This window comes from Rhizobium sp. 768_B6_N1_8 (assembly GCF_051811225.1).
Taxonomy (GTDB): Bacteria; Pseudomonadota; Alphaproteobacteria; order Rhizobiales; family Rhizobiaceae; genus Rhizobium.
The window spans coordinates 1,529,426-1,556,271 of sequence record NZ_JBPWPV010000002.1 but is presented as its reverse complement, the minus strand read 5'-3'; the positions used below and the strand labels follow the sequence as shown (position 1 = coordinate 1,556,271).

Sequence of the window (26,846 nt, the reverse complement as noted above, 5' to 3'; positions counted from 1 at the left end):
TTGATTGATCATACCCGGCGCGCTCCCTTTGCCCATAGCGTCGTTCTGACCTCGAGGCAATCACGCTTCACCCCGTAGGCGTGGCACGTCAGGGTCTTGCACTGTTCGACATGCCGGCAATCTGCATCATTACGGGGTCGGTGACAGGACTGTGACGATTGTTACTTGCAATGTTTATAAAAACGTCTATCACTAAACATATTGCTAAACATGAGGGTTGAGGAGTTCATGTAGGCATTCTCTGAAATTGGTGGACTTGCATGTCGGCGGGGAGCCGGCTTTGGTTCTGGGAGGAACGTATGCAAAAGAAATCGAAAGCCCTTCTCGGGCTGGCATCGGCATTCATCATGTCGTCAGCGCTGCCCAATCTCGCAAAAGCTGATCAACTGACACTCTGCTGGGCGGCCTGGGACCCGGCCAACGCGCTTGTCGAACTCTCGAAAGATTTCACCGCCAAAACCGGCACCGAAATGAAGTTCGAGTTCGTGCCGTGGACCAGCTATGCGGACCGCTTTCTCAACGAACTGAACTCTCACGGAAAGCTCTGCGACCTGATCATCGGCGACAGCCAGTGGATCGGCGGCTCGGCTGAAAACGGCCACTACGTCAAGCTCAACGATTTCTTCGACAAGGAAGGCATCAAGATGGATGACTTCGTGCCGGCGACGGTGGTTGGCTACTCGGAATGGCCGAAGAATACGCCGAACTACTGGGCGCTGCCTGCCATGGGCGACGTGGTCGGCTGGACCTATCGCAAGGATTGGTTCGAGCGGCCGGAACTGCAGAAGGAATTCAAGGAAAAATATGGCCGCGATCTCACCGCGCCCAAGACCTATGACGAGCTGAAGCAGATCGCCGAGTTTTTCCAGAAGCGTGAGATCGACGGGAAGACAGTCTACGGCGCTTCGATCTACACCGAGCGCGGTTCCGAAGGCATCACGATGGGTGTGACCAACGTGCTGTATGACTGGGGTTTCCAGTACGACAACCCTGAAAAGCCTTATGAAATGGAAGGATTCGTCAATTCACCCGATGCGGTGAAGGGGCTGGAATTCTACAAGTCGCTCTATGATTGCTGCACTCCGCCCGGCAGCTCCAACGTCTACATGGTCGAGTCGGCCGATGCCTTCAAATCCGGCCAGGTCGCGATGCAGATGAATTTCGCCTTCACTTGGCCTGGCCTCTACAAGGACGAGAAGGTGGGCGGCGACAAGATCGGTTTCTTCCCCAACCCGGCTGAAAAGAAGCACTTCGCTCAGCTCGGCGGACAGGGCATCTCGGTCGTTTCCTATTCCGACAAGAAGGACGCTGCCCTCCAGTATATCAAGTGGTTCGCTCAGCCCGAGGTGCAGGCGAAATGGTGGCAGCTCGGCGGCTATTCCTGCCTGAAATCGGTGGTGAACGCTCCTGACTTTGCTTCCAGCCAGCCCTATGCCCAGGCTTTCCTGGACTCGATGGCGATCGTGAAGGATTTCTGGGCCGAGCCGAGCTACGCGACCCTCCTCCAGGACATGCAGAAGCGCGTTCATAACTATGTCGTGGCCGGCAACGGCACCGCGCAAGAGGCGCTTGATGGCCTGGTGAAGGACTGGACCGAAGTCTTCAAGGACGATGGCAAGATCTAGTGTCCGGCTGGACGCACAACCTTCTTGTCAGAATGGCGGCCCGGCTCGCCAAGACTGCCGGGCCGCCACATGTCTCATATACGCAAAGACCAGGTGACACCTTGAACATTTCTTCTTCCTCTATGGTCGAGAAGGCTGCAGACGCAACTGCAAGGGCGACGCCGACATCGCTTGCCCGCCGCGTCCGCGGACTATCCGATCGAGCAATCGCCTGGGTATTTATCGCGCCCACCATTATCCTGCTTCTCGCCATCAACATCTTTCCGCTGATCTGGGCGATCTATCTGTCGTTCACGAATTATCGCGCCAACCGTCCGAATGCGCCGGTCCTGAACGTTGGATTGGGCAATTACGAGCGGGTGCTCAACGACCCCGACATCTGGCAGGCGATGCAGACGACGGCGCACTTCGTCTTCTGGACGATCCTGCTGCAGACCGTCATCGGTTTTACGCTCGCCTATCTCATCGACCGCAAGTTTCGCGGCCACGCCTTCTGGACGACGCTGATCCTGATCCCGATGATGCTGTCTCCAGCCGTCGTCGGCAACTTCTGGCGCTTCCTCTATGAGCCGCAGATCGGTCTCTTCGCCTATGCAGTTTCCCTGGTCACCGGCATCCCGACAGCCGACATACAGATGCTCGGCAGCGTTTCGCTTGCACCCTGGGCGATCATTATCGTCGACACCTGGATGTGGACGCCGTACGTCATGCTGATCTGCCTGGCAGGCCTGCGTTCCATCCCCGACTATATCTATGAGGCGGCCGAGGTGGACCGCGCCTCCGCCTGGCGGCAATTCTGGTCGATTACCGTGCCGATGGCGCTGCCCTTCATCATGCTTGCGGTGCTGTTTCGCGGCATCGAGAATTTCAAGATGTTCGACATGGTGACACTGCTGACAGGTGGTGGCCCGGGCTCGACCACCGAGGTTGCCTCCATCACCTTGAAGCGGGCCGCCTTCGAGAGCTGGGCAACCGGACGGGCGTCGGCCTTTGCCATCGTCCTCTTCGTTGCCGTGTTCGGTCTCGCAAACATCTACGTCAAGGCACTCAACAAGGTGAAGCAGCGATGAGCTCGGTTACCTCAGCCCATTCGGTCGTCGAGCCGAGCCCGACCAGCAAGAGGATCGCCGGTGCTATCGTGATCCTCTACGCCCTGATCACGATGATCCCGCTCGTCTGGATCTTCCTGACCAGCATCAAATCTCCGCCGGATTCCATCAGCTATCCTCCGAAGATCGTCTTCACGCCGACCTTGGAAGGCTACTGTAATCTGCTGACGACGAGAACGCGTCAGACGCCGGAATACATCACCTCCTTGCCTGCACCGACCGGCACCTGTGATGAGGTTACCCGCAAGCGAAACATGGTCATTGCGGGTCCCTCGAATTTCCTGCCACGCTTTGCCAATTCTCTGGTGATTGCCTTCGGCTCGACATTTCTGGCCGTATCGTTGGGAACCTTGGCCGCCTACGGTTTTTCCCGTTTCAGGATACCGCTCGCCGACGACCTTCTGTTCTTCATCCTGTCGACGCGCATGATGCCGCCCATCGCGGTCGCCATACCGATCTATCTGATGTACCGCGAGCTTGGCCTCTCCGACACGGCGCTGGGCATGATCCTGCTCTACACGGCAGTCAACGTGTCGCTCGCCGTCTGGCTGCTTAAAGGCTTCATCGACGAGATCCCGCGCGAATATGAAGAGGCTGCGATGATCGACGGCTACACCCGGCTGCAGGCCTTCTGGAAGGTCGTCCTGCCGCAGGCAACCACCGGCATCGCCGCCACTGCGATCTTCTGCCTGATCTTTGCCTGGAACGAATATGCCTTTGTCGCATTGCTGACCTCGGGTGAAGCCCAGACGGCACCGCCATTCATCCCGACCATCATCGGCGAAGGCGGCCAGGACTGGCCTGCCGTTGCTGCGGGAACAACGATCTTCCTGATCCCGATCCTCGTCTTCACCATTCTGCTGCGCAAGCAGCTCTTGCGCGGCATCACTTTCGGAGCGGTTCGAAAATGACCCATCTTATCGAGACCCCACGCCCATCCCGCCCGAAGCGCCCGTTCTTTTTGCGCCGAGGCCCCATGGAGAACATCGCGACCGCCTTGATCGCCATCGGTTTCCTCATGCTCTTCCAGCCGTTCCTTCTCGTGCTCTATACCTATTCGTTGGTGACGCTGCTCGCAGGCACCGCCATGTTCATCATCGTCTCGAAGTTTCCGGAGTGAGCCATGGCGGACATCAGGATAGAAAATCTCCGCAAGCAGTTCGGCGGCTTCGTGGCGGTGCAGGATTCGAGCTTCGTCATTCATGACGGCGAGTTCCTGGCGCTGCTCGGCCCCTCTGGCTGCGGCAAGACGACGACGCTTCGCATGATCGCCGGCCTGGAATTGCCGACCAGCGGCAAGATCTATCTTGATGGGGAGGATGTCACCTTCAACCGCGCCAGCGCCCGCGACATTGCCTTCGTCTTCCAGCTTTTTGCGCTCTATCCCCATATGAATGTGCGCAAGAACATCGGCTTCCCACTCCTGTCGCAAGGTATGCCGAAGGCGCAGGTCCGCCAGCGCGTGGAGGAGACCGCGCGGCTGCTGCAGATCGATCATATCTTGAACCGGTCCGTCTCAGGACTTGCGGGCGGCGACCGCCAGCGCGTGGCTCTCGGCCGCGCGATCGTGCGCCGTCCGAAGTGTTTCCTGATGGATGAACCGCTTGGCACGCTGGATGCCGAATTCCGCGAGGTGATGGTCCATGAGCTGCGCGAACTGCATAACCGCATCCACGCGACGACGGTTTACGTGACGCATGATCAGCATGAGGCGATGGCGATGGCCGACAAGATCGCGGTCATGAACCATGGCGTCATCGAGCAATTCGGCACACCGCAGGAAATCTACAGCAAGCCGGCCACCATGTATGTCGCAGATTTCATCGGCTCGCCGCCGATGAATTTCATGCGCTTCACGTCGGGTCTCAAGGCGGGAGCGCGGTCGATATCGCTTAACGGCGTCGACGTCAGCATTCCCGAGGTGCACGAGGATATGGCCGAGGCGGAGCTTGCGCTCGGCGTCAGGCCCGAACATATCCGCTTCAGCGACGCGTCACCCTTGCGCGGAGCCGTCTACGGCAGCGAATATCTCGGAACCAATCAGGTCGTGGCAATCGAGACATCGAGCGGCGTGATCAAGGCACGCGTTCCGGCAAACCGCGATTTCCGTATCGGCGAGACTGTTGGCCTTGAACTCAATCCGGGAAAGCTCGCGCTGTTCGACTGCAAGTCGGGCCGCGCCGTCGCCTCGGCACTCTACTCGGAGGCTCAGCATGGCTGACGTCGTTCTCAAGGGGCTCAATAAGCGTTTCGGTGACACTCAGGCTCTGGCCGATCTCAACCTGTCGATCCGAGACGGTGAATTCGTCGTTCTGCTCGGGCCGACGGGTGCTGGCAAGACGACCACGTTGCGTCTTATTGCGGGACTGGAGCACCCCGACGCTGGACGTATCGAAATCGGCGGCCGCAATGTTGCAGGCGAAGCTCCCGCTGAACGGGATGTCGCCTTCGTCTTTCAACAATACTCGCTGTATCCGCATATGACGGTCTACGACAACCTTGCCTTTCCGCTGCGGGCCCCGGCGCACCGACTTGCAAGCGAAGAAATCGACCGCCGTGTCCGCGAAATTGCGCGCATGGTCAGGATCGACCACAAGCTGGAGAACCGTTCAACGCGTCTGTCGGGCGGCGAAATGCAGCGCGTTGCGATCGGCAGGGCGCTCGTGCGCCGACCCGCCATTTATCTGATGGACGAACCGCTCTCGTCTCTCGATGCGAAACTGCGCGCAGAACTGCGCCTGGAACTGAAGCGCATCCAGAAAGAACTCGGCTCGACCCTACTCTATGTAACCCACGACCAGGTCGAGGCGATGACCATGGCGGATCGGATCGGCATTGTCTCGGAAGGACGACTGTTGCAGGTCGGAACGCCGCGCGAAATCTATGGCAATCCGGCCAGCCTTCATGTCGCCGCGCGCCTTGGCCAGCCACATATCAACCTGTTGCCGGCCGATCTTCTTCCCGGTGCCAATCCGCCGCCGGGAACGAAGACGATCGGCGCGCGAACCGAGCATCTTGATATCATCGTCGATCAGAACGCCGATGCGAAGATCGATTGGATCGAACATCTGGGGGACCAGAACCACCTTCACATCAAGGTGCGCGACCACAAGCTGGTCACGCTTGCCGATCCATATCTCGCGATCCGGCCGGGTGATCGAATAAGCCTGACGCTGCGCGATCCACTCTATTTCGACGCCAGCGGTCAGCGTCTTTGATAAGCAACTGAAAGAAACGAACTCACTGGCATAAAAGACGGGTCTGTCTCCATGAAACATTTCTTCAATCGCCGGGAAACCATTGTCACCGAAGCCCTGGACGGCCTGATCCAGACAAGCAGTGCCGGTCGTCTTGCCCGTCTCGACACGTTCCCGGAAATCAAGGTGATACTGCGTGCCGATTGGGACAAGTCGAAGGTCGCCATTATCTCGGGCGGCGGGGCGGGACATGAGCCTTCGCATGCAGGCTTCGTCGGCAAGGGCATGCTTACCGCAGCCGTATCCGGCGAAATCTTTGCCTCGCCGAGCGTCGATGCGGTGCTGACGGCGATCCGCGCCGTAACCGGCCCCAAGGGCGTCCTGCTGGTTGTCAAGAACTATACGGGCGATCGCCTCAATTTTGGTCTCGCCGCCGAAAAGGCCCGTGCCGAAGGTTTCGACGTCGAGATGGTCATTGTTGCCGACGATATCGCGATCCCCGGCATCAATCAGCCCCGCGGCGTTGCCGGCACGCTGTTCGTACACAAGATCGCCGGCTACCATGCCGAAGCCGGCGCCGGGCTCAAGACGTTGGCGGGCCTGGCGACCGCCGCAGCGGGCGGCATCGTTTCGCTTGGCATGTCGCTTTCAACCTGCAGCGTGCCGGGCCAAACGCATGAGGATCGACTGGGCGCCAACGAAGGCGAACTAGGCCTTGGTATTCACGGCGAGCCCGGGGTCGAGCGTATTTCCCTGCAGCCGATTGCCGATCTGGTCGCGACGATGACCGGGCGACTGGCGGCGAAGCTCGATGGTGCGGGAGATCATGCGCTGCTGATCAACAACCTCGGCGCCGTGCCGCCGCTCGAAATGGGCGTCATCGCCAACACTGTGCTGTCGTCACCGATCGCCAACCGTGTCCGGTTGATCATTGGGCCGGCACCGATGATGACCGCTCTCAACATGAACGGCTTTTCCCTGTCGCTCATTCGACTGGACGCCGACCGTGAAGCCGCCCTGAGGGCCGCCGTCGAACCCCATGCCTGGCCGCCCGCGACCGAACGGCACGAGATCGCTATCCTTTCCGCGCCTCAACGGGCGTCGCAGAGCGAAGCGGCGCCCGCCAGCGAAGATCGGGATAATCGTCGTCTCCTGACCGCACTTTGCGAGCACCTGATCTCGCTCGAGAGCGAGCTCAACCGCCTGGATGGCCGGGTTGGTGATGGCGATACCGGCTCCACCGTTGCGACCGGAGCCCGCAGCATTCTTGCCCGCATCGACACACTTCCCTTGAAAGATCCTGCCGCGACGATGGCCTCCATCGGCGAAATCCTGAGCACGAGCATGGGCGGCTCCAGCGGCGTCCTTCTCTCGATCTTCTTCACGGCCGCATCCAAGTCCATGGCCGAAAAGGAGGATATCGCCGCTGCCCTGCTTGCCGGGCTTGATCGGATGACGTTCTATGGAGGCGCCGTTGTGGGCGACCGCACTATGGTCGACGCACTGGCTCCCGCGCTTGCGGCCCTTTCATCGGAGGGGGTTGCAGCCGCGGCAAGAGCGGCGACGGCAGGTGCTGAGTCGACAAGAGCGATGCGACAGGCCAAGGCCGGTCGTGCCTCCTACGTTGGCGAAAGGGATCTGGAAGGTGTGCCCGATCCGGGTGCCGTGGCCGTGGCAGGCGTATTCGAGGTAATGGCAGCGCTCGTATGAGCTCTGCAGGCGGGAGGGTTTCGGGTGCTGGCTGAACCGGTTCTTCTCATGGGATTGATCGAAGCTTGCCGTGCGACGATCGCGGCAAACAGCGAGCACCTGTGTGCGCTTGATCGCGCCATTGGTGATGGCGATCATGGAACGAACATGCGCCGCGGCTGCGAAGCGGTGAGCGCCGAGGAAGCCTTCGTTTCTGCCCTTCCCTTGCCTGACGCGCTTGAGAAAATTGGCCTGACGCTCGTCATGAACATCGGCGGAGCGGCAGGCCCGCTTTACGGGACGTTGCTCATGGAGATGGGCCGCGAGCTCCGTGCCCCGGACGAGGAGAAGGATTTTCCTTCGGCACTGAAACAGGCGATCAACGCCGTCGCGCGTCGTGGCCGCTCACATGCTGGGGACAAGACGCTTCTTGATGTTCTCTATCCCGTTCAGGACGCGCTCGCACATCGATTGCCTCTGACGGACATCGCGCGCCGGGCCGAACTTTCTGCCGAGCTGACGGCAGCGATGAGAGCCATGCGCGGGCGTGCCTCCTATCTCGGAGACCGGTCGATCGGTCATGTCGATCCGGGCGCCTCAAGTTGTGCACTGCTGACAACTGCGATCTGCCGCTACCTCGAGGAGTACCGACCTGTATGAATGGGAAGAGGCCCAACGTTGGGATTGTGATTGTTTCCCACTCGCCGCTGGTTGCGCGTGGTACTGCCGACATGGTGCGGCAGATGGTCGGCGACAGTGTGCCGCTTGCCTGGTCGGGCGGTAATAGTCACGGCGAACTCGGGACGGATGCCCGCGGTATTCTCAAAGCCATCGAGGAGGCTTGGTCGGACGCAGGCGTTGCCGTCTTCGTTGATCTTGGTGGAGCTGAAACCAACAGTGAAATGGCGGTCGAAATGCTCGGCCTGCCGAGGTCGAAGCTGGTATCGATCTGTAATGCACCCGTCGTGGAGGGAGCTGTTATCGCGGCGGCCGAGGCCTCCGGCGGCGCATCGCTGGGCAAGGTGATTGCGACGGCAGAGGAGCTATCACCCTGATGAGCAGCGGATTGCGCATGGGAGGCCGTGAGGGCGAACAGATGCATGCCAACTGCCAGACGGAGGTAGAGGTCAAGCATGGCGTTGGACTGCATGCTCGGCCCTCGGTGACATTCACGCGGCTTGCAAAGTCGTTTCCCTGCTCGATCGAAGTCGCGATCAACGGCAGCGATGTCTGGCTGAATGGCAAGAGCATCATCAAGATCATGGGTGCCAGGATCCGTAAGGGATCATTGCTCAAGATTCGCGCCGAGGGGATCCTCGCCGAGGAAGCGATTCGCGCATTGAAAGGCCTCGTCGAGCGTAACTTCGATGAGGAAAAGAAGCATGGCCGCACCGCCTAGTCTGAAAGCCATAGGTGCATCGCCGGGCGTTGCAACCGGGCCGGCCTATGTCGCGAGGCCGATGGCCGCTGCTGCGTTGCCGCCATCGAGCCTTTCGGGCCATGCCGAACTCGGCGATGCCATCAAGAAGGCCATACACGAATTACGCAACATTGCGGCCGGGACAGACCCTGAGAGCGGAGAAATCATCGAGTTTCAGATCGAAGTGCTCGAGGACCCGACGCTGATGGAGACGGCCGGCGCGCGGATCGACGCGGGCGAAAATATAGCGTTTGCCTGGGCCGGGACACTCGATGGCTATATCCGCGAACTGGAAGGCGCGGAGGAAGACCAAGTGCAGGCGCGTGCCGTCGACATTCTCGACGTCAAGAATCGCGTCCTGGCGATCCTGACCGGGGCGCCGATCGACGACTTTCCGGCCGGCTCCATCTATGTTGGAAAAGACATGGAGCCCAGTCGCTTCTTGGCACATGACTGGTCGGCCGGTGGGGGTATCGCCCTTTACGCGGGCAGCGCAGTCGGCCATGTGGCGCTGCTTGCCAGGTCTCGCTCGGTCCCGATGGTCATCGGCGCTGGTCGCTTCGCGACGGAGAAAGGACAATACATCGGGGTTGATGGCGATTCAGGTATCATCATGCTTCAGATAGCCAAGCAGAGGGCGACGCCGGCTCCGCTCGACCATCGCCTGACAAGCATGGCATCGACAGCCGACAACGGCACTTTGTACACGGCCGACGGCTCGCAGGTCCTGCTGGCCGTCAACGTCAACGCTCCCGACGAAGTCGATGCGATTGACGTTGCGACAACCGCCGGCATCGGGTTGATGCGCTCGGAATTCGCCCTGACATCGCTTGGAGATGCCGCAAACGAGGAAAAGCAGTTTGCAATCTACCGCCATCTGCTGGATTGGGCGGACGGTCGGTCAGTTACAATTCGCATGCTGGATATAGGCGGCGACAAGCCGCTCGCCGGACTTGCCGAAGTACCCTCGCTACGCGGTATCCGTCTCCTGCTGGCCCGGCCGGAGATCGCGGGTGTTCAAGCCCGCGCGCTTTTGCGTGCGGCAGTCTTCGGCAGTCTTCGCATCTTGCTGCCGATGGTGATGTTTCCATCCGACGTCGATGATATCAGGCAGATCTATCGCGAAGAATCGGACGCGCTCGCCCGACGCGGTGTGCCGCATCGCATGCCTCCCATCGGAATGATGGTAGAGGTCCCGGCCGCAGCCCTCATGCTGGACGAGTTCGAAAGCGCTGACTTTTTTTCGTTCGGGACGAACGACCTTGCGCAATATCTCGTCGCCTCGCCACGCGAGAATGCCGACTTTACGCTTTACCAGGCCAAGGCGGTGCCGGCCGTACTGCGCCTGCTGACCCAGGCCATAAAACTCGCCGGACGCAAACCGGTCAGCATCTGCGGCGACATGGCCGGGGATCCATCCCTGACCAAGGATCTGCTTGCCGCAGGCATACGGCATTTTTCCGTGGCACCCACTCAACTTCCCGCGATAAGATCGGCAATCGTCGGCCTGAAGGCAGATGGGACAAAGGCAGCCGGAGAATAGGATGGCGCGCGAAGACACGGAAGACGCCATTATCGCCTACAAGTCCATTCTGGCGCAAATCATCGACAACAGGCCTTCTGGAACACGCCAGCGGCTTGCGACGGAACTTGGCAAACATCGCAGTTTCGTCACGCAGATAACGAGCCCGACCTATGCAACGCCGCTTCCTGCCCGGCATCTCGCGACGATCTTCCGGGTGTGCCATTTCAGCGTCGCTGAACAGGAGCGCTTTCTGGATGCCTATCAAGCTGCGCATCCAGGCAAGCTGCCGGAACTTGGCGCCTCGGAAAAACTGCGGCACATTTCGCTGATGGTGCCCGATTTCGGCGACGAGAGACGCAACCGGCTGCTGGAGGAAGCGATTGCCGATCTGGTGCAGAAGATTGCCGCAATTTCAGGGCTGCCGGATTAAGCAAGCCCTTGTGGCACATGCAAAAGGATTGGCATGATCATCGCCTTGGGAGGGGCTTGATGAAGAAATTCATGAACACAGCGGAGACCATGGTCGCCGAAAGCATCGAAGGCTTTGTGCGCGCCCATCAGGAGTTCGTTGTGTTTGGCGCCGACCGTAAATGTATACGCCGCCGTGAGCTCGTTCCTGGCAAGGTCGCCATCATTTCTGGTGGTGGGGCAGGCCATGAGCCAATGCATATCGGCTTCATCGGTCGCGGCATGCTCGATGCCGCCTGCGTCGGATATATCTTCACATCGCCCACGCCCAGCCAGATCGTCAGCGCGATTGAGGAAGCAGACACCGGCGCCGGTTGCTTGCTCGTCGTCAAGAACTACGATGGCGACGTCATGAACTTCGAAATGGCGTCGGAGATGGCGTCGGACCGGCATAAAATTGAAATGGTCCTTGCCTGCGACGACATCGAAACGACGAGGGCCGGCGACGGTCGTGGGCGACGTGGGGTTGCCGGCACGCTCATCACTGAAAAGCTGCTCGGAGCGGCGGCCGAACAGGGTCGCTCCCTTTCGGAACTAAAAGCCTTTGGCGACAACCTCGCTTCACGCATCCGGTCGATGGGCGTTGCCCTGACCGGTGTCGCCGTGCCGGACACCCAGCGCACAACCTTCGCGCTCGGGCCGAACGAGGTAGAAATGGGCGTCGGCATTCATGGGGAGCCGGGTCATTCGAGAGAGCGTTTCTCCAACGCTGACACTATCGTCAGGTATCTCAGCGAGACGATCCTCAACGATACCAGCCGAAGCACAGACAGAGCATTGCTTCTGGTGAACGGACTTGGCGGCACGCCGCCTGCTGAACTCTATCTCGCCTACAACTCTGCCCTTCGCATCATGTCGGAGTACGGGCTGCGGGTCGAGCGCTCGCTTGTTGGCACCTACGCCACTTCGCTCGACATGCAGGGCCTTTCCATCACGCTCGCCTTCCTCACGGACGAGGAGCTTTCTCTATGGGATTCGCCCGTTGCTACCGCTGCATTGCGCTGGAGGTGCTAGGCAGCTCGTGACCAGCCGGTTTTGCAATGGTGAAGTTTTCGCGGAAGATCCGCAAACCGTACTGTGCCTCTCGAGCCAAAATCATCGGCGATTTACGGAAGCGTCTAGTCGAGGCACGAGCCGGTGGCAGGTTCGAATTCCATCAAGGCGACCAAGCGTCTGGCATTGGCCGATGCGTTGTCCCAACTCTGCTCGGGTAGCAATCGGATCGTTGCGGGTGGACTAGGCCCTCCTGGCCGGCGCTATGAAAGCGGCGATTGCAGCCTCAGCGTGCCCGGCTTCCTGAAGGAGGCGTCTGGCAAGTTCCGTCGCCGGCCCGCTCAAAGGTCCGTCGGGCCGCACGAGATGAAACGAGACGTGATAGTCCAACGCTCTTTCGGAGACCGCGACCAGTCGACCCGACGCAATGGCTGCGTCCGATAATGGGGGGCGGGCGAGCGCGATGCCGACGCCCTGGACGCAGGCGTCGATGACGAGGTTGTAATCCTCGAAACGACGATCCTGCCCGCGCGGCAGATAGTCGATGTCTTCGGCGGCGAGCCAGCGCCGCCAGCCCTCGATGGTCGAATCATGCAGGATCGGCATCTTGAGGAGCGATCGGGCGTCGCAGTTCCCGGCCAGTTGGCCTGCAAGCGACGGTGCAGCCACCGGAAAGGATTTCTCCTGCCAGAGTGGTGTCGCACGAACGCCGGCCCAGGGACCTCTTCCGCACCGAATGGCAAGATCCGTTCCCTCGCCGAGATCCGCAAGCCTGTGCTCCAGGAAGAGTTCGATGTGAATGTCGTCGAGTTCCAGCTTTCCTAATCGGGGAAATAGCCACAAGGACGCGACGGACGGCGTGAGTGAAAGGCGCACCGTCGTCTTGTGCCGTCGCGGGATCCATCGCTCGTCAGCCCCACTGAGTAGGGCAAGGGCCTCCTCGGCGCGGGCAAAGAAGCGGATGCCTTCCGGTGTAAGAGCGACGCCCCGCGCCTGACGGGCAAAGAGCCGAACGCCCAGCCACCGCTCCAGGCGCGAGATCTGTCTGGAAACCGCCCCGTGGGTGATGCCGGCTTCTTCGGCAGCAGCGGAGAAGGATCCGAGGCGCGCGGCCCGGGAAAAGGCTTCGAGCGTATCGAGTGGCGGGAGGCTTTGCGAGCTGTGAACCATGGACACACCAGATCATCGATTGCGGTGCTTTTCAAGCCGGAAAGGAGACGCTTAATTCGGCGCACGCAAGCATGGAGGCAAACATGGCGACGGTGGTTGGAGATCCGGAAGATAAGGCAGGGTTCGATCTTGTTGCCTTTTTGGCGATTGTCGTGACGATCGCCTTTTGGGCATCCTCTTTTGTCGTCATCCGCGTCTGTCTCGGGCCGTTGACGCCTGTCGAGCTCGCGACTGCCCGTTATGTGACGGCCGGCCTGATTGCTGTTTGCTATCTGGCATTTCGCTGGACCCCACTGAAAGGGGCCGATCTTGCCCGGATTTCCGTTGCTGCAGTCTTGTTCATTGCCGCTTACGCGGTGCTCCTCAATACCGGTGAACAAACCGTGCCGGCGGGACCGGCAAGTTTCATTATCAACACCATGCCGATCTTTACCGCGTTGATCGCCACCCTCTTCCTTGGCGAGCGCTTCGGTCTGTGGGGATGGGTCGGTACCGCCGTATCGTTTGCAGGCGTGGCATTGATCGCCGCTTCCGCCGCCGGCGGCTTCGCCCTCGACCTCAACGCTGTTCTAATTCTTGGCGCTGCCCTCTGTTCGGCAGTTGCAAGCGTCTTGCAAAAGCCTGTTCTTGCCCGCATGCCAGCGTTGACGGTGACCGCCTGGATTCTATTTCTCGGTTCGCTTCCACTCCTCCCGGCGATGCCCGCCACCGTCAAGGCTCTGGCTGTTGCCCCGACGATCGTCATCTCAAACGTTGCCTATCTGGTGGTTTTCCCGACGGTGGTTGCCTATGTGACCTGGGCGGTTGCCCTGAAGCGGCTTCCGGCCGCGCGTGCCACGAATTTCCTCTATGGCGTGCCGCCGACAGCAACACTGATCGGGTTTACCTGGCTGGGCGAAACGCCAACGACAATTGGTGCGGCTGGTGGAATGTTGGCGATCGCAGGTGTTCTCATCGTCAATGTCATGCGGCGGAGGTAGCCCTCCATTTGCGGGCGCCGGCACCGCCTATGGACGGGTCGGTGCATTGCCTCGCTCACCGGGAGTCGCGATGGCCTTGTCCCTGTCTTCGCAGCGAACCACTACGCTAGGCGCAAATCAAGCAGCGGGTGCAATTTTTTCAGATTCGGAAGCGATTTTGCCTGCCAGGGATATTGGTTGGTGCCTTTCACAACGAGCTGCAGCTCGCCCATTTTCCTGGCCTCAATGGTCAGTTTGGCAAGTAGGTTTATGCCGGAGGAGTTGAGGAATTCGAGACCCGTCAAATTGAACGTGACTTGTTTGTGTCCTTCATGGAGCAGCCCCAGTACCATCGAATGAATGGGCGCGTAGGCGTCGGGTCCTGCCAGCCGAAATATACCATCGAAATATACCTCGGTGTTTTCTGCCCATACGCGGAAATTTTCGTCGCTGATTTCCATTTTTCGCTCACAGCTTGGAGGAGGGCGGCAACGCCACCAATGCAGTCGTCGTCAGTTTGACATGGTCGTCGTCGGCTTCTTCGAATGCCCATGCCATTTTTGCATCGTAATCGCTTAGGAGGGTGAGCAATCCCAGACCGGATCCGCTCCCTTCCGATATTGCATTGCTTTCGATCCGTTCGAGAAGAAGCTCGCCGGGTTCCCTCGACCGAAGTCGGTGCAGCAGCTGCTGAAGACGAGATGACGATGCGCTATCGATGCTGTTCGTTGTCCTCATGAAAAAACAATCGTCCGATATCCCGGCTTCGATAAGGATTTCTCCGGGCTGTCGAAATTTGACGGCATTTTCGATTAGCTCATTGCTGAGATATCCGATGTCGTGATGCGCTTGCGTGTACGCTTTCCTTGACTGAGAATACGGGAGAGCCATTACTTCTGCGATGAAGTCCGATGTCATCCCCGAATGCTTCCACCCGAGTTGAAGCGGTCCATCGCGCAACGTCAGACGCGTGCTTGCATCCAGGTTCTCATTTGCCAGAGATTCGATCCCATATAACGTTGGTGTCATGCGTCACCTATGTCTTATTGCGAGAAGTGTGATGTCGTCGTGGATCTTTTGTGACCCGATAAAATGCATTAATGCCGCAACGATTTCGGAGACGATTTTGTCGACACTTTCGTTCTTGAGGCGAAGTGCCTCGAGGCACAGACGGTCAATGCCAAACAGTTCTCCAGCGTCGTTTTCGGCTTCCGTCACGCCGTCTGTGTGGAGAAGAATGAGGTCGCCCTTCTCAAACGCTATCCTGCGGGTATTGATGAACGTGGAAATATCGGCCTGCAGTCCGATCGGTATTCCCAAATCCATCGTATCGATACGTTCGATCTCGCCGCTCGCCCGTATTACGATCACCTCTTCGTGCTGGCCAGACAGGATCATTTCTTTCCCGTCGTAGTCGAGGAATGCCAAAGTGAGGTGCTTGTCGATCTTGGTTCTCACGATATTCTTGAAAAGAGCGCTATTCAGGTCAGTGAGGAATTTCACCGCATCGACATTGCCTGCCTCCTGCAGTGCGCGAGCGACCGACTGAACCATCAACATCAACACTCCGCTTTCGAGCCCGTGCCCGGCGACGTCGCCAATGCCGATTTTCAAACGATTGCCGCTTTTCAAGACATCGTAATAGTCGCCGCCGACCTCCTCGGCGGGTCTCATGTAGGCCGCTATTTCAAGCGTCTGCAGTTCGTCAAGTTCCTGATGCAGTGGCAGCACCATCAACTGGATTCTCTCGGCGACGGCCAGTTCTGTCCCAAGCCGTCGATTTTCGCGCTGAAGCTGCGCGTTCAACGTTGAGATCTCTTCCTTTGCATCTTCGATCTGGGCCGTTCGCTCTTCAACAAGTTGCTCGAGATTTTCCGTGTGGAAGCTGATCTCTTCCGCCATCCTGTTGAATGCTTCTCCGGCCTCGCCAACCTCGTCTTTGCTGGCGATGGCAACCCGTACCGAGTAGTCCTTCGTCTGGATCCTTCTCGCGGCATCTGCGAGGGCACTGATACCACTTGTTATTCGCTTTGAGGCGGCAAGCACCGCGAGGGTCACGATTGCCAGCGACATTGCAATTGCCAGGATCTGATAGAGTACGATGCGGTTCGTGGCTTCGGAAATCTTGGCTTGTGCCGCGTATAGGGAAGCATCGATTTCCCGCTCGGGTACAGCCAGCACGAGGGACATCGCCTCTTGACGGACCGGGCCGCTGGACCAGAGATTGGTCGCTGGCAGTTTCTTCACGATCACGATGTAGGGGACTTTTTGCCCGTCCCGTTCCAACAACAGGTGTTGGATGCCCTGTTCGCGGTCCAGCGCCATTTTTGCAATTTCGGGTTGGGAGCTTCCCTTCAACGACCGCTCCAGTCCGGTCACGCCTGTTCCGCTCGCATCGCTCGCGGATCGCAGGCCGAGGGTCTCTTCGCCTGTATGGTTGATCGCGACGACGTTTCCGTCGGACATTGCGAGGAAGCCGAACCCGGATTGGGCCACTTTAACATTTTCAACAGTCTGCGCGAGTTGGTCGAGCGTGATGTCCGCGCCAGCCGTGCCGGCGACGTCCTTCCTGTCGGCTGTCCATAGGGGATGAAAGAAACTCACGATGAGTTTCCCGGTAATCGCATCGGTATATGGAGCTGTCTGCGTAATATCGTCTGCGACCGGCCGCAAATTCCTATTGGTGGCCCAACTCTGCCAAGACTCGTAGAGCCCGGGAAAAAAGAAGTCCCAGAAATTTGCATCGTTGTGACCGGGATAAAGACGGTCGAAAGTCTGAGCCTGATCCGTATACGGTGCGGTTCTGAAAATCGGCCTTTCCTTCGGGCCAATGTAATACATCTGAAGCTTGGAAGAACCGTGTTGCAGCAAACTCGGCGCTACGATGTCCAGAACCGAGCTGGCCTGGATGTCGGCCTCGACGTCAGGTCTTGGGCTATGGTCAGGCCTCAGCAGGTAGCCCCAAACGCTCACAACGGAGACAGAGCCCGGAACGTTTTGAGACCAGTTCCCCTTCTGGTCATAAACGAGCCTGACGCTGCCGGGAGAGGTTCGAGCGATCGCCGCGCCGACGTCTAAATTGCGCTCGGGATCGTCGATTTGTGCCTGTAGCACGCCTGCCAGCGTGCCAACATCGTTGTGAACCTGCCGTAACAACAAACTGACCTGGGCAGCGGTGGAGTCGGCATATGTTCCGATGTATTCCTGGCTTGCCGCCTCAAGGCCTTGCCCGACCTCCAGCGTCGCGTCGCGTGACAGCCGTTGGACGTTCCAGAGTGCCAGTCCTCCGCTCACCAGCAGATCAAAAAGGACCGCTCCGCCGACGACCAGAATGAACTTTGCGCGGAATGAACCCAGTTTTATCGGTCTTTTCGAAGATATCCTGTCCATCATAATGGCTTTCGGCCGGACGCCGCCCAGATCGGCCAGCCCGCGTAACCCTTCGGATGAAGGGCCGCGAAAATGTGGTCCTTAAATCCCTGCCTGAACCTGCGAATGAACTCCGGTGTGTCTCCCCGTCGGACAGCCATCTGGCCCGCGTAGACGTTTTCCCAGGCTTCGATGATATCGGCGAAGTCCTGAGGATCGCCGTCAAGGTTTGTTACCATGAAAGCATCGACCTTGATCGCCTCGAAGCCCGCGTCGGCGAGCAGGTGACGGCTTTTCGGGCCCATCTCGACGTCCATGTCGAAGTGCCTGAACAATTTGGCGACTTCTTCATACGTCCACTTGATCGTTTCCGCATGTGGCTCGCCCAGGCAATGCGAGTTTTTCTCGTTTGTAATGTAGACCCGGCCGCCGGGCTTGCAGATACGGTAGAGCTCCCGCAGCAGCATCTCGGGACGGTCGAAAATCTGGAGGGAATGCCGGCACGTCACAAAGTCGAATTGATTGTCCCGAAGCAGCATCTGGGACGCATCGCCATAGGTGTATTCGATTTCCTTCAAATCGAAGTCCGCAGCCACTCTACGAGCGTAGTCCAGGCTGCGTACCGAGTGGTCTAGGGCGACAAGGCGGGACGGCTTAAATTCCCGCTGAACCAAGGCTGCGAAATCACCAATCCCGCAGCAGATGTCCGCAACGACAAGACCACTCCGGAGACCGTGACGAGGCAATAGTTCTCTCTCGTGCCTCCATGTCATTTTAGTCTGAGTACGGAGAATGGGAATGAACTGCTCGTCTTCCACAAAGCTCTGCCCCGGATAAAAGGCCGAGTCGTAAACTTCCACCGTCAGGTTGGGGTAGCGTTTGGCCAGCTTTTCAAAAACCGGAGCCGACCAGGCCATCACGCTCGAGGTCACAATGACGATCTTCCGCTCCGGTCTCGTCCGGCAGCTTTCCATGAGGATATCGGCCAGGGCGGAAAAGGCCGTCATGTTGATATGCGTCAGACGTTTGACATTGAGGTAGACGACCCCGCTATACCTTTCCAGGCTTTGCTGCATCAGCGATAGGGCATCGGCGATTTCTGCGGCGCCTTTTGGCCGTATCTTGCCAGACAAAACCAGCTCTTGGTTTGTCGGATCAAAACGAACTGCGAAGGATGCGTCGTGGCTCATTGAAAGTCCTCGGCCAAGGGGAAATCCGCGACGATCTTCGTGCTCTCCACACCGTCTGTCTCAATCCGGATCGCTGAGCGGAATATTGTCGCCAAATCTCCGAGCAGCGCCGTCGTATCGGCCGTGAAGGCCTTCCCGTCTCCTGCTTCTCCTGCCTCATCCGCGAGGGGAGGCCGGAGCTCGATCAGGCTCGCACTTTTGTGACGACCACCGGACAGGTCCTGATAGGGGAGTTCAATCGTCAGGCGATTTGTTGTGGCGTTTCGATGGAGACTGAAACTCATCAAACCTGATTGACCCGACCAGCGGAAAGCAAGTTCAACGAGCTCGTTTGCCGCGACCGAAAGAAAATTCGAGTATCGGGCGGGGTCGGTATGTCCTTGGCCGAGAATGTCGGAGAGATACTCGGTAATCCTGTCGCAAAATCTCCATTCGGATTTCACCAATGCGACATCCATTTCCAGCGACAACATGAGGGTGAATGCATGGCGATCGATGCTGGTTGCTATCTCTTCCAATACATCCTCCGTTGGTACATGGGTGGCGCATGCCATCTTTTAGAACACGCTGTAACGTTCGCACTCACAATTGCGTGGAGCGGCCTTGGGATGTGTTCGCATGATCGATAAATTGCCCAATCGTCGCGATCGGGAGCGGTCTGCTCACCAAATAGCCTTGTAGCCTGTCGCATCCCGCCTTGCGCAACCAGTCCGCCTGCTGTGCCGTCTCAACCCCTTCGGCGGTGACGCGCATGTGGAGGCCATGTGCAAGCTCAATGACACAGCGCACGATTGCCTGGCTTTTGAAATCGCTTTCGAGATCGGTAATAAAATATCGATCGATTTTTATCGTGTCGAAAGGGAATGTTTTCAGATAGCTGAGGGATGAATATTCTGTCCCGAAGTCATCGAGGGCGATTTTGATGCCCAGCACGTTGAGAGTATTGAGGGTGTCGATGTTGTTGACAGTCCGCTCGAGTAGCACGCTCTCGGTTATTTCAAGCTCCAGGCGATCCGATGGAAATCCGACAAGATCCAGCGTTTGCGAAATCCGATCGGTAAGGCCGTTTGTCAGGAATTCAGCCGCCGACACATTGACGGCGACGATGTAGTTCTGTGGCCAGTTCATCGCTTCCCGACATGCCTGTTCTAAAACCCATGCGCCTATTTCCGGCATCAAGCCATCTGCTTCGGCCATCGGAATGAAGGTGCTTGGAGGAATACTTCCGAGCAGGGGGTGGTGCCATCTCAGAAGCGCTTCGAAGCCGACGATGGAACCGACCTCCGCGATCGGTTGATACTCCATTGAGAATTGGTGGTTTGCCAGGGCTATTCGAAGGCTCCGGCGCAGTAGCTCGCGCTGCTCCAGCAATTCAAGCATTGAAGGATCAAACGATTTTGCGCGACGGCGACCTTCTTTCTTGGCGGCGTAGAGTGCGACGTCAGACGCCTTCATGAGTTGCTCCGGACTGGCGCCGTCCGGTGGCGCACTTGACACGCCAACGCTGCTGCCGACAAACACCGCGATGCCGTCGATCATGAAGGGCTTTTGGAATGCCGCAACTAGGGCTTCCGCCAGTTGGTGACCCTTGGCCGGATGTCCCAGGCCCATGGAGATGACCATGAATTCGTCACCCGCGAGGCGATAAGCCCTGTCGTCTTCTGCAAGGCATCCTTGAATGCGGCTAGCAGCAAGCTGAAGAAGCTTGTCTCCGGCCGGATGACCCAACGTGTCGTTCACAGGCTTGAAGTCGTCGAGGTCAAGCTGCATCAGAGACAAGGTCTCGCCCGAGGCAGCTATTTCCGTCAACGACACAGCGAGATCCTCGCTAAACTGGCGTCGATTTGGCAAGCCCGTCAACGGATCGTGGGTTGCCAGATGCAATAGGGTTGCTCGTTCATCGTCAAGGCGATCGCCCGATCGAACAACGGCGTACATATTTCCGATCTGAAAGATCGTCAGTCTTTGCGAACCAGGTTTCCTGATATTGATCGACAATCGCAAGGACTGGACGCCTTCGCCCATTGAGCGGAGTGCCTGCATGGTCGCCAATTTGTCCAGCTCTGGAAAATGCTCCCATAGCGACATCGCGGGCGCAAGCGCAGCTGGCAGTTCATCGCCCAGCAAGTTTTTGATCGGATTGAATTCGTGATCGAAGAACAAGAGCCGATCGATCGGGCTCGGGGCATGTTCCTGTCTATCTTCAGGAGCCGCGCGCGTGGCACGAGCTTTACGCATGTCTGAGCTCTCCATGGTCGAGTTTCCTTGAGAACGATCACCGCAACTCAAAGCCGCCACAACTTAGGTATGCATTATCTAATTTAGATAGTCCGTATTAAAAATGTTCAAACCTCTTTTTCGTGCGGGACATTGCAACTTTCGGCTGGCGTGCCAATTGCTGGGCCTTCTCTTTATATAGCTAAAAGTGTGAGTCGCGGACTAGGTCGTCGTGACGATTTAACGTTTCGGAATTCGCGCTTTGAGCAAATCGGATTCAAGACTGGCCATCGGAGGCTTGTCATGGATATCGACACACTCAGCGCTGACCGATGGTCTCGGATCGGACCTTTTTGCCCGAAGCGTGAAGGGGCAGCGAGGGCCCCGCTCTAAACAATCGTAGCTTTGTCGATGCGTTGATCTGGATGGGCCGGTCAGGCGCACGCGGGGACGATTTGCCTGTGCAGTATGGCGACCATCTGACGTCAAGCGGGCGGTATTGCCGCTGGATCGAGATGGGTGCGTTGGAGAACTTCGCTCCCTTCCGCATCGGATGTGACGGCAATCGCGTGCACAGTGCCGCGCGATCCTCGGGGAGTTCGTTTCACACCTCCGGCTAAAAATAGAATACAAATTCTATATACTAAATTATGATAGGGCTAGCTTGATCCCGTATCAATTTCGGGGCTTTTCAAAATGGGCATCAAAGCCAGACTCACTGCCGCAACATTCCTGGGCGCATGGATGTCGCTTACTGCGCCGGCGTTCTCTGCCGATCAGCCGGTCAAGGGCGGGACGCTGATCTATCTGGAGCAGCAGGCGCATACCAATCTCTATTCGCCGGCCGGTGGCTTCTATCCGAATGGCGGTATTCTCAACCAGATCACGGACAAGCTGACCTACCAGAACCCAAAGACGCTCGAAATCGAGCCGTGGATCGCTGAATCCTGGACGGTCAATGACGATGCGACGCAATACACGTTCAAGATCCGGCAGGGCGTGACATTCTCGGACGGTTCGCCGCTCGACGCCAATGCAGTTGCCAAAAACTATGACGTCTACGGTCTGGGCGACAAGGGTCTCAAGCTTCCGGTATCGGAAGTGATCAACAATTATGATCACAGCGAAGTCGTCGATCCCTACACGGTGAAGTTCTACTTCAAGCGGCCATCGCCGGGCTTCCTGCAGGGTACCTCGGTCATTGGCTCCGGCCTGGTCTCCCTGAAGACGCTTTCCTTGCCATTTGAACAGCTGGGCGATGCGACGAAGATTATCGGTTCCGGACCGTTCGTCGTCGAAAGCGAAACCCTGGGCAAGGAATTATCGCTGAAAGCCCGTGACGACTATAACTGGGGACCAGCCAAGCTGGAGCACCAGGGCAGGGCGTATCTCGACGGTATAAAATATATCGTCACTGGTGAAGACAGTGTCCGAATTGGAGCTCTTCTATCGGGTCAAGCTGACTTTATCCGCCAGGTACAGGCCTATGACGAGGAGCAGGTCGAAGCCCAAGGTTACAAGATCTATGCCGCCCCGACACGCGGTGTGAACAACAGTGTTGTGTTCCGGCCTGACAATCCGCTCGTTGCGGACCTTCACGTTCGCCAAGCTCTTCTTCACGGCACCAACGCGCAGGAAATCGTAACGACGCTGTTTTCCGACCATTACCCACAGGCAAAATCGATCATCGCCTCGACCGCCCAGGGGTATGTCGATCTCTCTTCCAAGCTGAACTACGATCCCGAGCAGGCCGCCAAGCTTCTGGACCAGGCCGGTTGGACGCTCGGCGCGGATGGGCAGCGCGAGAAGGATGGGCAGAAGCTCGTCCTGACCGCTTATGAATCGCTGCCGCAGCCACAGAACAAGGCGACGCTTCAGCCGGTCGCCCAGCAATGGGCAAAGCTTGGCGTGACGCTGAACGTGTTGGCTGGCGACGCAGGCAGCAAGACGTTGGACGATCTCGATCCGGCAAAAACCCCGGTAGCACCGGCGATGGTCGGCCGCGCCGATCCGGACGTGATCAAGAGCAACTACTATCCGAAAAACCGGGACGTTCTGCGCCAGAAGGGCGGTCAAAGCGACAAGGTGAAGAGCTTCGTCGACGACAAGCTCAACCACCTGTTGGAGGGCCTCTCCTCTGAACCCAATCGTGACAAGCGCCTCGCCATCGCCGCCGACATCCAGAACTACGTCCTCGACCAGGCCTATGCCATTCCAATCTTCGAGGAGCCGCAGGCCTTTGCGGGTGCTCCCTACGTCAACGGCGTTGCCTTCGAAGCCGTCGGTCGACCCTCCTTCTACAGCACCTGGCTTGCCGAACATTGAGTAGAGCAACCTGGCCCGGCGTGGCCGGGCCAGGTTTGGAGTCGTCATGGCTAAATATTTCTTCTCGAGGATCGGACAGGCATTGCTCGTTTTATGGGCTGCCTTTACCGTTTCATTCGTCCTGCTCCAGGCCTTGCCCGGTGACGCGGTCCTGATCAAGTTTCAGAACCCGGACTACGGACTAAGCCCCGAACAGATTGCCGACATCCGCGCTGCCTATGCGGCGGACGGGACGATCTTTTCGCAATATCTCCATGCCATCGGCAATTTTCTCACCGGAAACTTCGGCTATTCGCTGCAGGCTGGCGTCGCGGTGCGGGACCAAATCGCGACCAACCTTCCGCCAACCCTTTGGCTTGCCGGACTGGGCCTTCTGGGCGCCATCCTGCTGTCAGTCTTGATTGCGATACTTGCAAACCTGCCGCCCTTGAGATGGCTTCGATCGCTGGCGCACTCGATCCCTTCTCTCTTCATTTCGGTTCCGACCTTCTGGCTCGGAATCATGCTGATCCAGATTTTTTCATTCCGCTTCCGGCTCGTCCCGGTCATCAATCCAGGTCCGTGGCAAGGCTTGATCCTGCCTGTCCTGACCGTTGCCGTTCCAATTTCCGCGCCTCTCGCCCAGATCCTCCTGCGCAACATCGATGAGATGCTCACTCGCCCGTTCGTTCCGGTCGCCCGCGCCAAGGGAGCTTCACATGTCTGGGTCCTGTGGCGGCATGTGGCCAAAAACGCCCTGCTTCCCGTGATGACCGTGGCAGGCCTCCTCTTCGGAGAGTTGATTGCCGGAGCGGTCATCACGGAAACCGTATTTGGTCGCAACGGCATCGGAAGCCTCGCAGAGCAGGCTGTCAATTTCCAGGATGTCGCTGTCCTGCAGGCGATCGTCGTTATCTCCGCTGCAGCCTTCGTCGCTATCAATCTGGCCGTGGACCTTCTCTACCCGGTCTTCGATCCGCGCCTGAGAACAAAGCTGGGGGACGCCTGATGAGCCACGTCGAAGCGCCCGAACGTCATTTCAATATCGATAGCCCTGATCCGGTCGACTGGACGGCACCGGCGAGCCGGGATGCTCTTGGCGATACAAAGTCGATCAACCGAAAGCGGCGTCTTGCTATTGAACCAGGCCTGTTGCTTGCCTCATTAGTGCTCGCAATCGTTCTGCTTTGGGCCATCGCGCCCGGCCTGTTCACGTCCTACAATCCGATCGAGGGGATTCCACGTCAGCAGTTGAAGCCACCAAGTGCGCTCCATCTGCTTGGCACCGATTCTCTGGGTCGTGATCTCTATGCCAGGCTTGTCTACGGGGCGGTCCATTCGTTGTCGGGGGCACTCGCTGCGGTTGGCATCGGGCTGGTTGTCGGAACAACACTTGGGCTTCTTGCCGGATCCCTGGGTGGATGGGTTGAAACCATCGTCATGCGGATCATCGATGTCCTGCTCTCCGTTCCCGTGCTCCTATTGTCACTCAGCATCATCATTCTCCTGGGCTTCGGCACGATAAACGCTGCGATAGCAGTCGGCGTGACTTCGATCGCGAGCTTTGCCCGTCTGGTTCGGTCGGAAGTCGTCACGGTCAGGCGAAGCGACTATGTCGAGGCCGCCTTCGGCAGTGGTGGAAGCTTCCTGAAAGTGCTCTGGCGGCACATTCTCCCGAACTCGCTGACCTCCGTCATTGCCTACACCGCCCTCCAGATCGGTTGGGCGATCCTGCAACTGTCGACGCTCGGCTTCCTCGGCTACGGCGCGCCGCCGCCGACACCAGAATGGGGCCTGTTGATTGCCGAAGGACGAAATTATGTCGCCACCGCCTGGTGGCTGACGGCCGCCCCGGGGATCGTCGTCGTCGTCGTGGTGCTATCGGTAAACCGCATCAGCCAAGCCATTGGAAAGGGATCTCGATGAACCGTCCTCTCTCCAACCCTGTCGACGGCAGCGCCCGACCGGAACCTGTCCTCGACGTATCGGGGCTGACAGTCGGATATCAAGATGGTGACCAGGTCCGTGTGGCAGTCCATGAGATCGATTTCAAAGTGGCTCCCGGTGAAGTGGTCGCTCTGGTCGGTGAGTCCGGCTCTGGGAAAACCTCTTCGGCTCAGGCGATCATCGGTCTGCTCGCTGACAATGGCCGCATCATCAGCGGCACGATCCGGCTCAACGGAACGGATGTTACCGCCTGGCCGCAAAAGCGCCTCGACGCGATCCGTGGCTCGGTTGTGAGCCTGATCCCGCAGGATCCTGGAAACGCGCTGAACCCGGTCAAGACAATCGGCAAGCAGGTTGCGGAGATCCTTGCCATTCATGGCCATGCAACCGGGCCCGTCGCCTATTCGCAGGCGATCGAGCTATTGGAACGGGTCGGCTTGTCGGAGCCCAGGCTTCGCGCGCAGCAATATCCCCATGAGCTTTCCGGCGGCATGAAACAACGCGTTCTCATTGCAATCGCGATCGCATTGAAGCCGGCTCTGATCATCGCCGATGAGCCGACCAGCGCACTCGATGTCACAGTGCAGAAGCATATCCTTGATCTCATCGACGAATTGCGCAGCGAGTTCGGCACGGCGGTGCTCTTGGTCACCCACGATCTCGGTGTGGCGGCCGATCGTTCGAACCGGCTCATCGTCCTGAAGCAAGGCCGCATTCAGGAACAGGGCCGCACAGCCGACATCCTGGCAAACCCGAAAAGCGCCTATACCCGGCAACTTCTTGCGGATGTCCCGTCTTTGAACTTGAAGACGGACCGCACAGAAGCCAGGCACCTGAGCGGGCCCGCAACCGACGACGTTCTTGTTGTCGAGAACCTTGTCCAGGACTTCGGTCTTAGCAAGAGCGATAGCTTTCGTGCAGTTGATGACATCTCCTTCCGGGTTCGCCGTGGAACCACTCACGCGGTTGTCGGCGAGTCTGGCTCAGGCAAGACCACCACGATCCGGATTGTTTCGGCCTTTCAGAAGCCGACATCGGGGAGGGTGATTGTCGATGGTCTCGACCTTGCCACTCTGCGCGGGGAGACCCTGCGACAATTCCGCAAGAAGATACAGCTGGTTTACCAAAACCCGTTTGGATCCCTCGATCCCCGCCAGAGCATCTTCCGTATTGTTGAAGAGCCGCTTTTAAACTTCGAGCCTTTGTCCAAAGACGAAAGGGCAAGACGCGTGGCAACGACAATCGAGAGGGTTGGCTTGCCCCTCGACGTCCTGCAGCGCCGGCCTCGAGCATTGTCGGGTGGACAGCGCCAACGCGTTGCAATTGCCCGCGCCTTGGTGCTGAAACCGGAAATTCTTGTACTCGACGAAGCCGTATCGGCCCTCGACGTGACCGTGCAAGCGCAGATCCTTGCCTTGCTCGACGAGCTCCAGCGCGACCTCGGCCTGACCTATCTCTTCGTTTCCCATGATCTCGCCGTGGTCAGGCAGATCGCCGACACCGTCTCGGTCCTGAACAGCGGACGTGTCGTCGATAGCGGACCCGTTGAAGAGGTCTTTCGCAATCCGAAGAGCGCCTATACGCGCGAGTTGATCGACGCGATCCCAGGCAAGAAACTTGTTCACCGTGCCGTTCAGCCAACGACGTCTAATGCAGGAAAATAG

25 protein-coding genes are annotated in these 26,846 nt (G+C 58.5%); 18 read left to right on the top strand and 7 right to left on the bottom strand.

All coding sequences use genetic code 11. The features are described from left to right. Positions 1–299 precede the first annotated feature (299 nt). The 13 genes from AB8B33_RS31390 (at position 300) to AB8B33_RS31330 (ending at position 12,047) form a co-directional block, all read left to right on the top strand. The gene (locus AB8B33_RS31390) at positions 300–1,625 is read left to right on the top strand and encodes an ABC transporter substrate-binding protein (RefSeq protein WP_113320758.1); all 1,326 of its coding nucleotides are present in this window, start codon (positions 300–302) and stop codon (positions 1,623–1,625) included. Between the two features lie 101 nt (positions 1,626–1,726). After that, entirely contained in the window at positions 1,727–2,695 is a 969-nt protein-coding gene (locus tag AB8B33_RS31385; RefSeq protein ID WP_183800803.1) for a carbohydrate ABC transporter permease, read from the top strand. Then, positions 2,692–3,645, top strand: a complete 954-nt coding sequence (locus AB8B33_RS31380) for a carbohydrate ABC transporter permease (RefSeq protein WP_113320760.1) — start codon at positions 2,692–2,694, stop codon at positions 3,643–3,645. Before AB8B33_RS31385 ends, AB8B33_RS31380 begins: the two co-directional genes overlap by 4 nt. Continuing rightward, a complete protein-coding gene (locus AB8B33_RS31375; RefSeq protein ID WP_007814759.1) occupies positions 3,642–3,854 on the top strand; it encodes a hypothetical protein in 213 nt (70 codons plus the stop codon). Before AB8B33_RS31380 ends, AB8B33_RS31375 begins: the two co-directional genes overlap by 4 nt. Before the next feature lie 3 nt (positions 3,855–3,857). Beyond that, a complete protein-coding gene (locus tag AB8B33_RS31370) occupies positions 3,858–4,955 on the top strand; it encodes an ABC transporter ATP-binding protein (RefSeq protein WP_439018355.1) in 1,098 nt (365 codons plus the stop codon). Continuing rightward, positions 4,948–5,952: an ABC transporter ATP-binding protein gene (locus tag AB8B33_RS31365; protein WP_439018354.1), complete on the top strand. Its 1,005-nt coding sequence runs from the start codon at positions 4,948–4,950 to the stop codon at positions 5,950–5,952. The genes AB8B33_RS31370 and AB8B33_RS31365 overlap by 8 nt, the downstream gene beginning before the upstream one ends. Positions 5,953–6,003: 51 nt before the next feature. Then, complete coding sequence (locus AB8B33_RS31360) at positions 6,004–7,641, top strand: dihydroxyacetone kinase subunit DhaK (protein ID WP_113320763.1); 1,638 nt, start codon at positions 6,004–6,006, stop codon at positions 7,639–7,641. A gap of 48 nt (positions 7,642–7,689) precedes the next feature. Continuing rightward, positions 7,690–8,280 carry a dihydroxyacetone kinase subunit DhaL gene (gene dhaL, locus AB8B33_RS31355; protein WP_113320845.1) on the top strand — a complete coding sequence of 197 codons (591 nt, stop codon included), beginning with the start codon at positions 7,690–7,692 and terminating at the stop codon, positions 8,278–8,280. Next, entirely contained in the window at positions 8,277–8,675 is a 399-nt protein-coding gene (gene dhaM, locus AB8B33_RS31350; RefSeq protein WP_310381490.1) for a dihydroxyacetone kinase phosphoryl donor subunit DhaM, read from the top strand. The genes dhaL and dhaM overlap by 4 nt, the downstream gene beginning before the upstream one ends. Further along, positions 8,675–9,019 (top strand): HPr family phosphocarrier protein, encoded by a 345-nt coding sequence (locus tag AB8B33_RS31345; RefSeq protein ID WP_113320765.1) that lies wholly within the window; start codon positions 8,675–8,677, stop codon positions 9,017–9,019. Before dhaM ends, AB8B33_RS31345 begins: the two co-directional genes overlap by 1 nt. After that, complete coding sequence (locus AB8B33_RS31340; RefSeq protein ID WP_439018353.1) at positions 9,003–10,583, top strand: putative PEP-binding protein; 1,581 nt, start codon at positions 9,003–9,005, stop codon at positions 10,581–10,583. Before AB8B33_RS31345 ends, AB8B33_RS31340 begins: the two co-directional genes overlap by 17 nt. 1 nt (position 10,584) lies before the next feature. Continuing rightward, positions 10,585–10,995: a hypothetical protein gene (locus tag AB8B33_RS31335; protein ID WP_113320767.1), complete on the top strand. Its 411-nt coding sequence runs from the start codon at positions 10,585–10,587 to the stop codon at positions 10,993–10,995. A gap of 59 nt (positions 10,996–11,054) precedes the next feature. Further along, positions 11,055–12,047: a dihydroxyacetone kinase subunit DhaK gene (locus AB8B33_RS31330; protein ID WP_113320768.1), complete on the top strand. Its 993-nt coding sequence runs from the start codon at positions 11,055–11,057 to the stop codon at positions 12,045–12,047. A 222-nt stretch (positions 12,048–12,269) separates the two neighbouring features. Here AB8B33_RS31330 and AB8B33_RS31325 read toward each other — a convergent pair whose 3' ends face one another. Beyond that, a complete protein-coding gene (locus tag AB8B33_RS31325; RefSeq protein ID WP_439018352.1) occupies positions 12,270–13,196 on the bottom strand; it encodes a LysR family transcriptional regulator in 927 nt (308 codons plus the stop codon). Positions 13,197–13,267: 71 nt separating this feature from the next. Here AB8B33_RS31325 and AB8B33_RS31320 point away from each other — a divergent pair, with 71 nt between their 5' ends. Continuing rightward, positions 13,268–14,176 (top strand): DMT family transporter, encoded by a 909-nt coding sequence (locus AB8B33_RS31320; protein WP_439018351.1) that lies wholly within the window; start codon positions 13,268–13,270, stop codon positions 14,174–14,176. A 101-nt stretch (positions 14,177–14,277) separates the two neighbouring features. On the opposite strand, the gene AB8B33_RS31315 is transcribed toward AB8B33_RS31320, so the two are convergent. From AB8B33_RS31315 to AB8B33_RS31290, 6 genes are all read right to left on the bottom strand, one after another. Next, the gene (locus tag AB8B33_RS31315) at positions 14,278–14,616 is read right to left on the bottom strand and encodes a slr1659 superfamily regulator (RefSeq protein WP_007814738.1); all 339 of its coding nucleotides are present in this window, start codon (positions 14,614–14,616) and stop codon (positions 14,278–14,280) included. A 7-nt stretch (positions 14,617–14,623) separates the two neighbouring features. Then, positions 14,624–15,184 (bottom strand): slr1658 superfamily regulator, encoded by a 561-nt coding sequence (locus AB8B33_RS31310; RefSeq protein WP_439018350.1) that lies wholly within the window; start codon positions 15,182–15,184, stop codon positions 14,624–14,626. A gap of 3 nt (positions 15,185–15,187) precedes the next feature. Further along, positions 15,188–17,548 carry a SpoIIE family protein phosphatase gene (locus AB8B33_RS31305; protein ID WP_439018349.1) on the bottom strand — a complete coding sequence of 787 codons (2,361 nt, stop codon included), beginning with the start codon at positions 17,546–17,548 and terminating at the stop codon, positions 15,188–15,190. Then, complete coding sequence (locus AB8B33_RS31300; RefSeq protein ID WP_439018348.1) at positions 17,545–18,714, bottom strand: methyltransferase domain-containing protein; 1,170 nt, start codon at positions 18,712–18,714, stop codon at positions 17,545–17,547. The genes AB8B33_RS31305 and AB8B33_RS31300 overlap by 4 nt, the downstream gene beginning before the upstream one ends. Next, positions 18,711–19,232, bottom strand: coding sequence for a hypothetical protein (locus AB8B33_RS31295; protein WP_439018346.1), 522 nt, complete (start codon positions 19,230–19,232; stop codon positions 18,711–18,713). Before AB8B33_RS31295 ends, AB8B33_RS31300 begins: the two co-directional genes overlap by 4 nt. 64 nt (positions 19,233–19,296) lie before the next feature. Beyond that, positions 19,297–20,952: a putative bifunctional diguanylate cyclase/phosphodiesterase gene (locus tag AB8B33_RS31290; RefSeq protein WP_439018345.1), complete on the bottom strand. Its 1,656-nt coding sequence runs from the start codon at positions 20,950–20,952 to the stop codon at positions 19,297–19,299. 723 nt (positions 20,953–21,675) lie between these two features. Between AB8B33_RS31290 and AB8B33_RS31285 the strand changes: the two genes are divergently transcribed. Genes AB8B33_RS31285 through AB8B33_RS31270 form a run of 4 tightly spaced genes read left to right on the top strand, consistent with a single transcriptional unit; the run spans position 21,676 to position 26,846 of the window. After that, positions 21,676–23,256 carry a TIGR04028 family ABC transporter substrate-binding protein gene (locus AB8B33_RS31285; RefSeq protein WP_439018344.1) on the top strand — a complete coding sequence of 527 codons (1,581 nt, stop codon included), beginning with the start codon at positions 21,676–21,678 and terminating at the stop codon, positions 23,254–23,256. 46 nt (positions 23,257–23,302) lie between these two features. Beyond that, complete coding sequence (locus AB8B33_RS31280) at positions 23,303–24,244, top strand: ABC transporter permease (RefSeq protein ID WP_439018343.1); 942 nt, start codon at positions 23,303–23,305, stop codon at positions 24,242–24,244. Then, a complete protein-coding gene (locus AB8B33_RS31275; protein WP_439018341.1) occupies positions 24,244–25,161 on the top strand; it encodes an ABC transporter permease in 918 nt (305 codons plus the stop codon). Before AB8B33_RS31280 ends, AB8B33_RS31275 begins: the two co-directional genes overlap by 1 nt. After that, positions 25,158–26,846: a dipeptide ABC transporter ATP-binding protein gene (locus AB8B33_RS31270; RefSeq protein ID WP_439018340.1), complete on the top strand. Its 1,689-nt coding sequence runs from the start codon at positions 25,158–25,160 to the stop codon at positions 26,844–26,846. The genes AB8B33_RS31275 and AB8B33_RS31270 overlap by 4 nt, the downstream gene beginning before the upstream one ends.

What these genes read in the sequence shown, in the direction of transcription:
- AB8B33_RS31325 (WP_439018352.1), bottom strand. Translation starts at nt 13,196, where the DNA reads ATGGTTCACAGCTCGCAAAGCCTCCCGCCACTCGATACGCTCGAAGCC.
- AB8B33_RS31330 (WP_113320768.1), top strand. Translation starts at nt 11,055, where the DNA reads ATGAAGAAATTCATGAACACAGCGGAGACCATGGTCGCCGAAAGCATC.
- AB8B33_RS31370 (WP_439018355.1), top strand. Translation starts at nt 3,858, where the DNA reads ATGGCGGACATCAGGATAGAAAATCTCCGCAAGCAGTTCGGCGGCTTC.
- AB8B33_RS31390 (WP_113320758.1), top strand. Translation starts at nt 300, where the DNA reads ATGCAAAAGAAATCGAAAGCCCTTCTCGGGCTGGCATCGGCATTCATC.
- AB8B33_RS31310 (WP_439018350.1), bottom strand. Translation starts at nt 15,184, where the DNA reads ATGACACCAACGTTATATGGGATCGAATCTCTGGCAAATGAGAACCTG.
- AB8B33_RS31365 (WP_439018354.1), top strand. Translation starts at nt 4,948, where the DNA reads ATGGCTGACGTCGTTCTCAAGGGGCTCAATAAGCGTTTCGGTGACACT.
- AB8B33_RS31335 (WP_113320767.1), top strand. Translation starts at nt 10,585, where the DNA reads ATGGCGCGCGAAGACACGGAAGACGCCATTATCGCCTACAAGTCCATT.
- AB8B33_RS31305 (WP_439018349.1), bottom strand. Translation starts at nt 17,548, where the DNA reads ATGATGGACAGGATATCTTCGAAAAGACCGATAAAACTGGGTTCATTC.
- AB8B33_RS31270 (WP_439018340.1), top strand. Translation starts at nt 25,158, where the DNA reads ATGAACCGTCCTCTCTCCAACCCTGTCGACGGCAGCGCCCGACCGGAA.
- AB8B33_RS31290 (WP_439018345.1), bottom strand. Translation starts at nt 20,952, where the DNA reads ATGCGTAAAGCTCGTGCCACGCGCGCGGCTCCTGAAGATAGACAGGAA.
- AB8B33_RS31345 (WP_113320765.1), top strand. Translation starts at nt 8,675, where the DNA reads ATGAGCAGCGGATTGCGCATGGGAGGCCGTGAGGGCGAACAGATGCAT.
- AB8B33_RS31280 (WP_439018343.1), top strand. Translation starts at nt 23,303, where the DNA reads ATGGCTAAATATTTCTTCTCGAGGATCGGACAGGCATTGCTCGTTTTA.
- AB8B33_RS31300 (WP_439018348.1), bottom strand. Translation starts at nt 18,714, where the DNA reads ATGAGCCACGACGCATCCTTCGCAGTTCGTTTTGATCCGACAAACCAA.
- AB8B33_RS31275 (WP_439018341.1), top strand. Translation starts at nt 24,244, where the DNA reads ATGAGCCACGTCGAAGCGCCCGAACGTCATTTCAATATCGATAGCCCT.
- AB8B33_RS31375 (WP_007814759.1), top strand. Translation starts at nt 3,642, where the DNA reads ATGACCCATCTTATCGAGACCCCACGCCCATCCCGCCCGAAGCGCCCG.
- AB8B33_RS31315 (WP_007814738.1), bottom strand. Translation starts at nt 14,616, where the DNA reads ATGGAAATCAGCGACGAAAATTTCCGCGTATGGGCAGAAAACACCGAG.
- AB8B33_RS31380 (WP_113320760.1), top strand. Translation starts at nt 2,692, where the DNA reads ATGAGCTCGGTTACCTCAGCCCATTCGGTCGTCGAGCCGAGCCCGACC.
- AB8B33_RS31320 (WP_439018351.1), top strand. Translation starts at nt 13,268, where the DNA reads ATGGAGGCAAACATGGCGACGGTGGTTGGAGATCCGGAAGATAAGGCA.
- AB8B33_RS31360 (WP_113320763.1), top strand. Translation starts at nt 6,004, where the DNA reads ATGAAACATTTCTTCAATCGCCGGGAAACCATTGTCACCGAAGCCCTG.
- dhaM (WP_310381490.1), top strand. Translation starts at nt 8,277, where the DNA reads ATGAATGGGAAGAGGCCCAACGTTGGGATTGTGATTGTTTCCCACTCG.
- AB8B33_RS31340 (WP_439018353.1), top strand. Translation starts at nt 9,003, where the DNA reads ATGGCCGCACCGCCTAGTCTGAAAGCCATAGGTGCATCGCCGGGCGTT.
- dhaL (WP_113320845.1), top strand. Translation starts at nt 7,690, where the DNA reads ATGGGATTGATCGAAGCTTGCCGTGCGACGATCGCGGCAAACAGCGAG.
- AB8B33_RS31285 (WP_439018344.1), top strand. Translation starts at nt 21,676, where the DNA reads ATGTCGCTTACTGCGCCGGCGTTCTCTGCCGATCAGCCGGTCAAGGGC.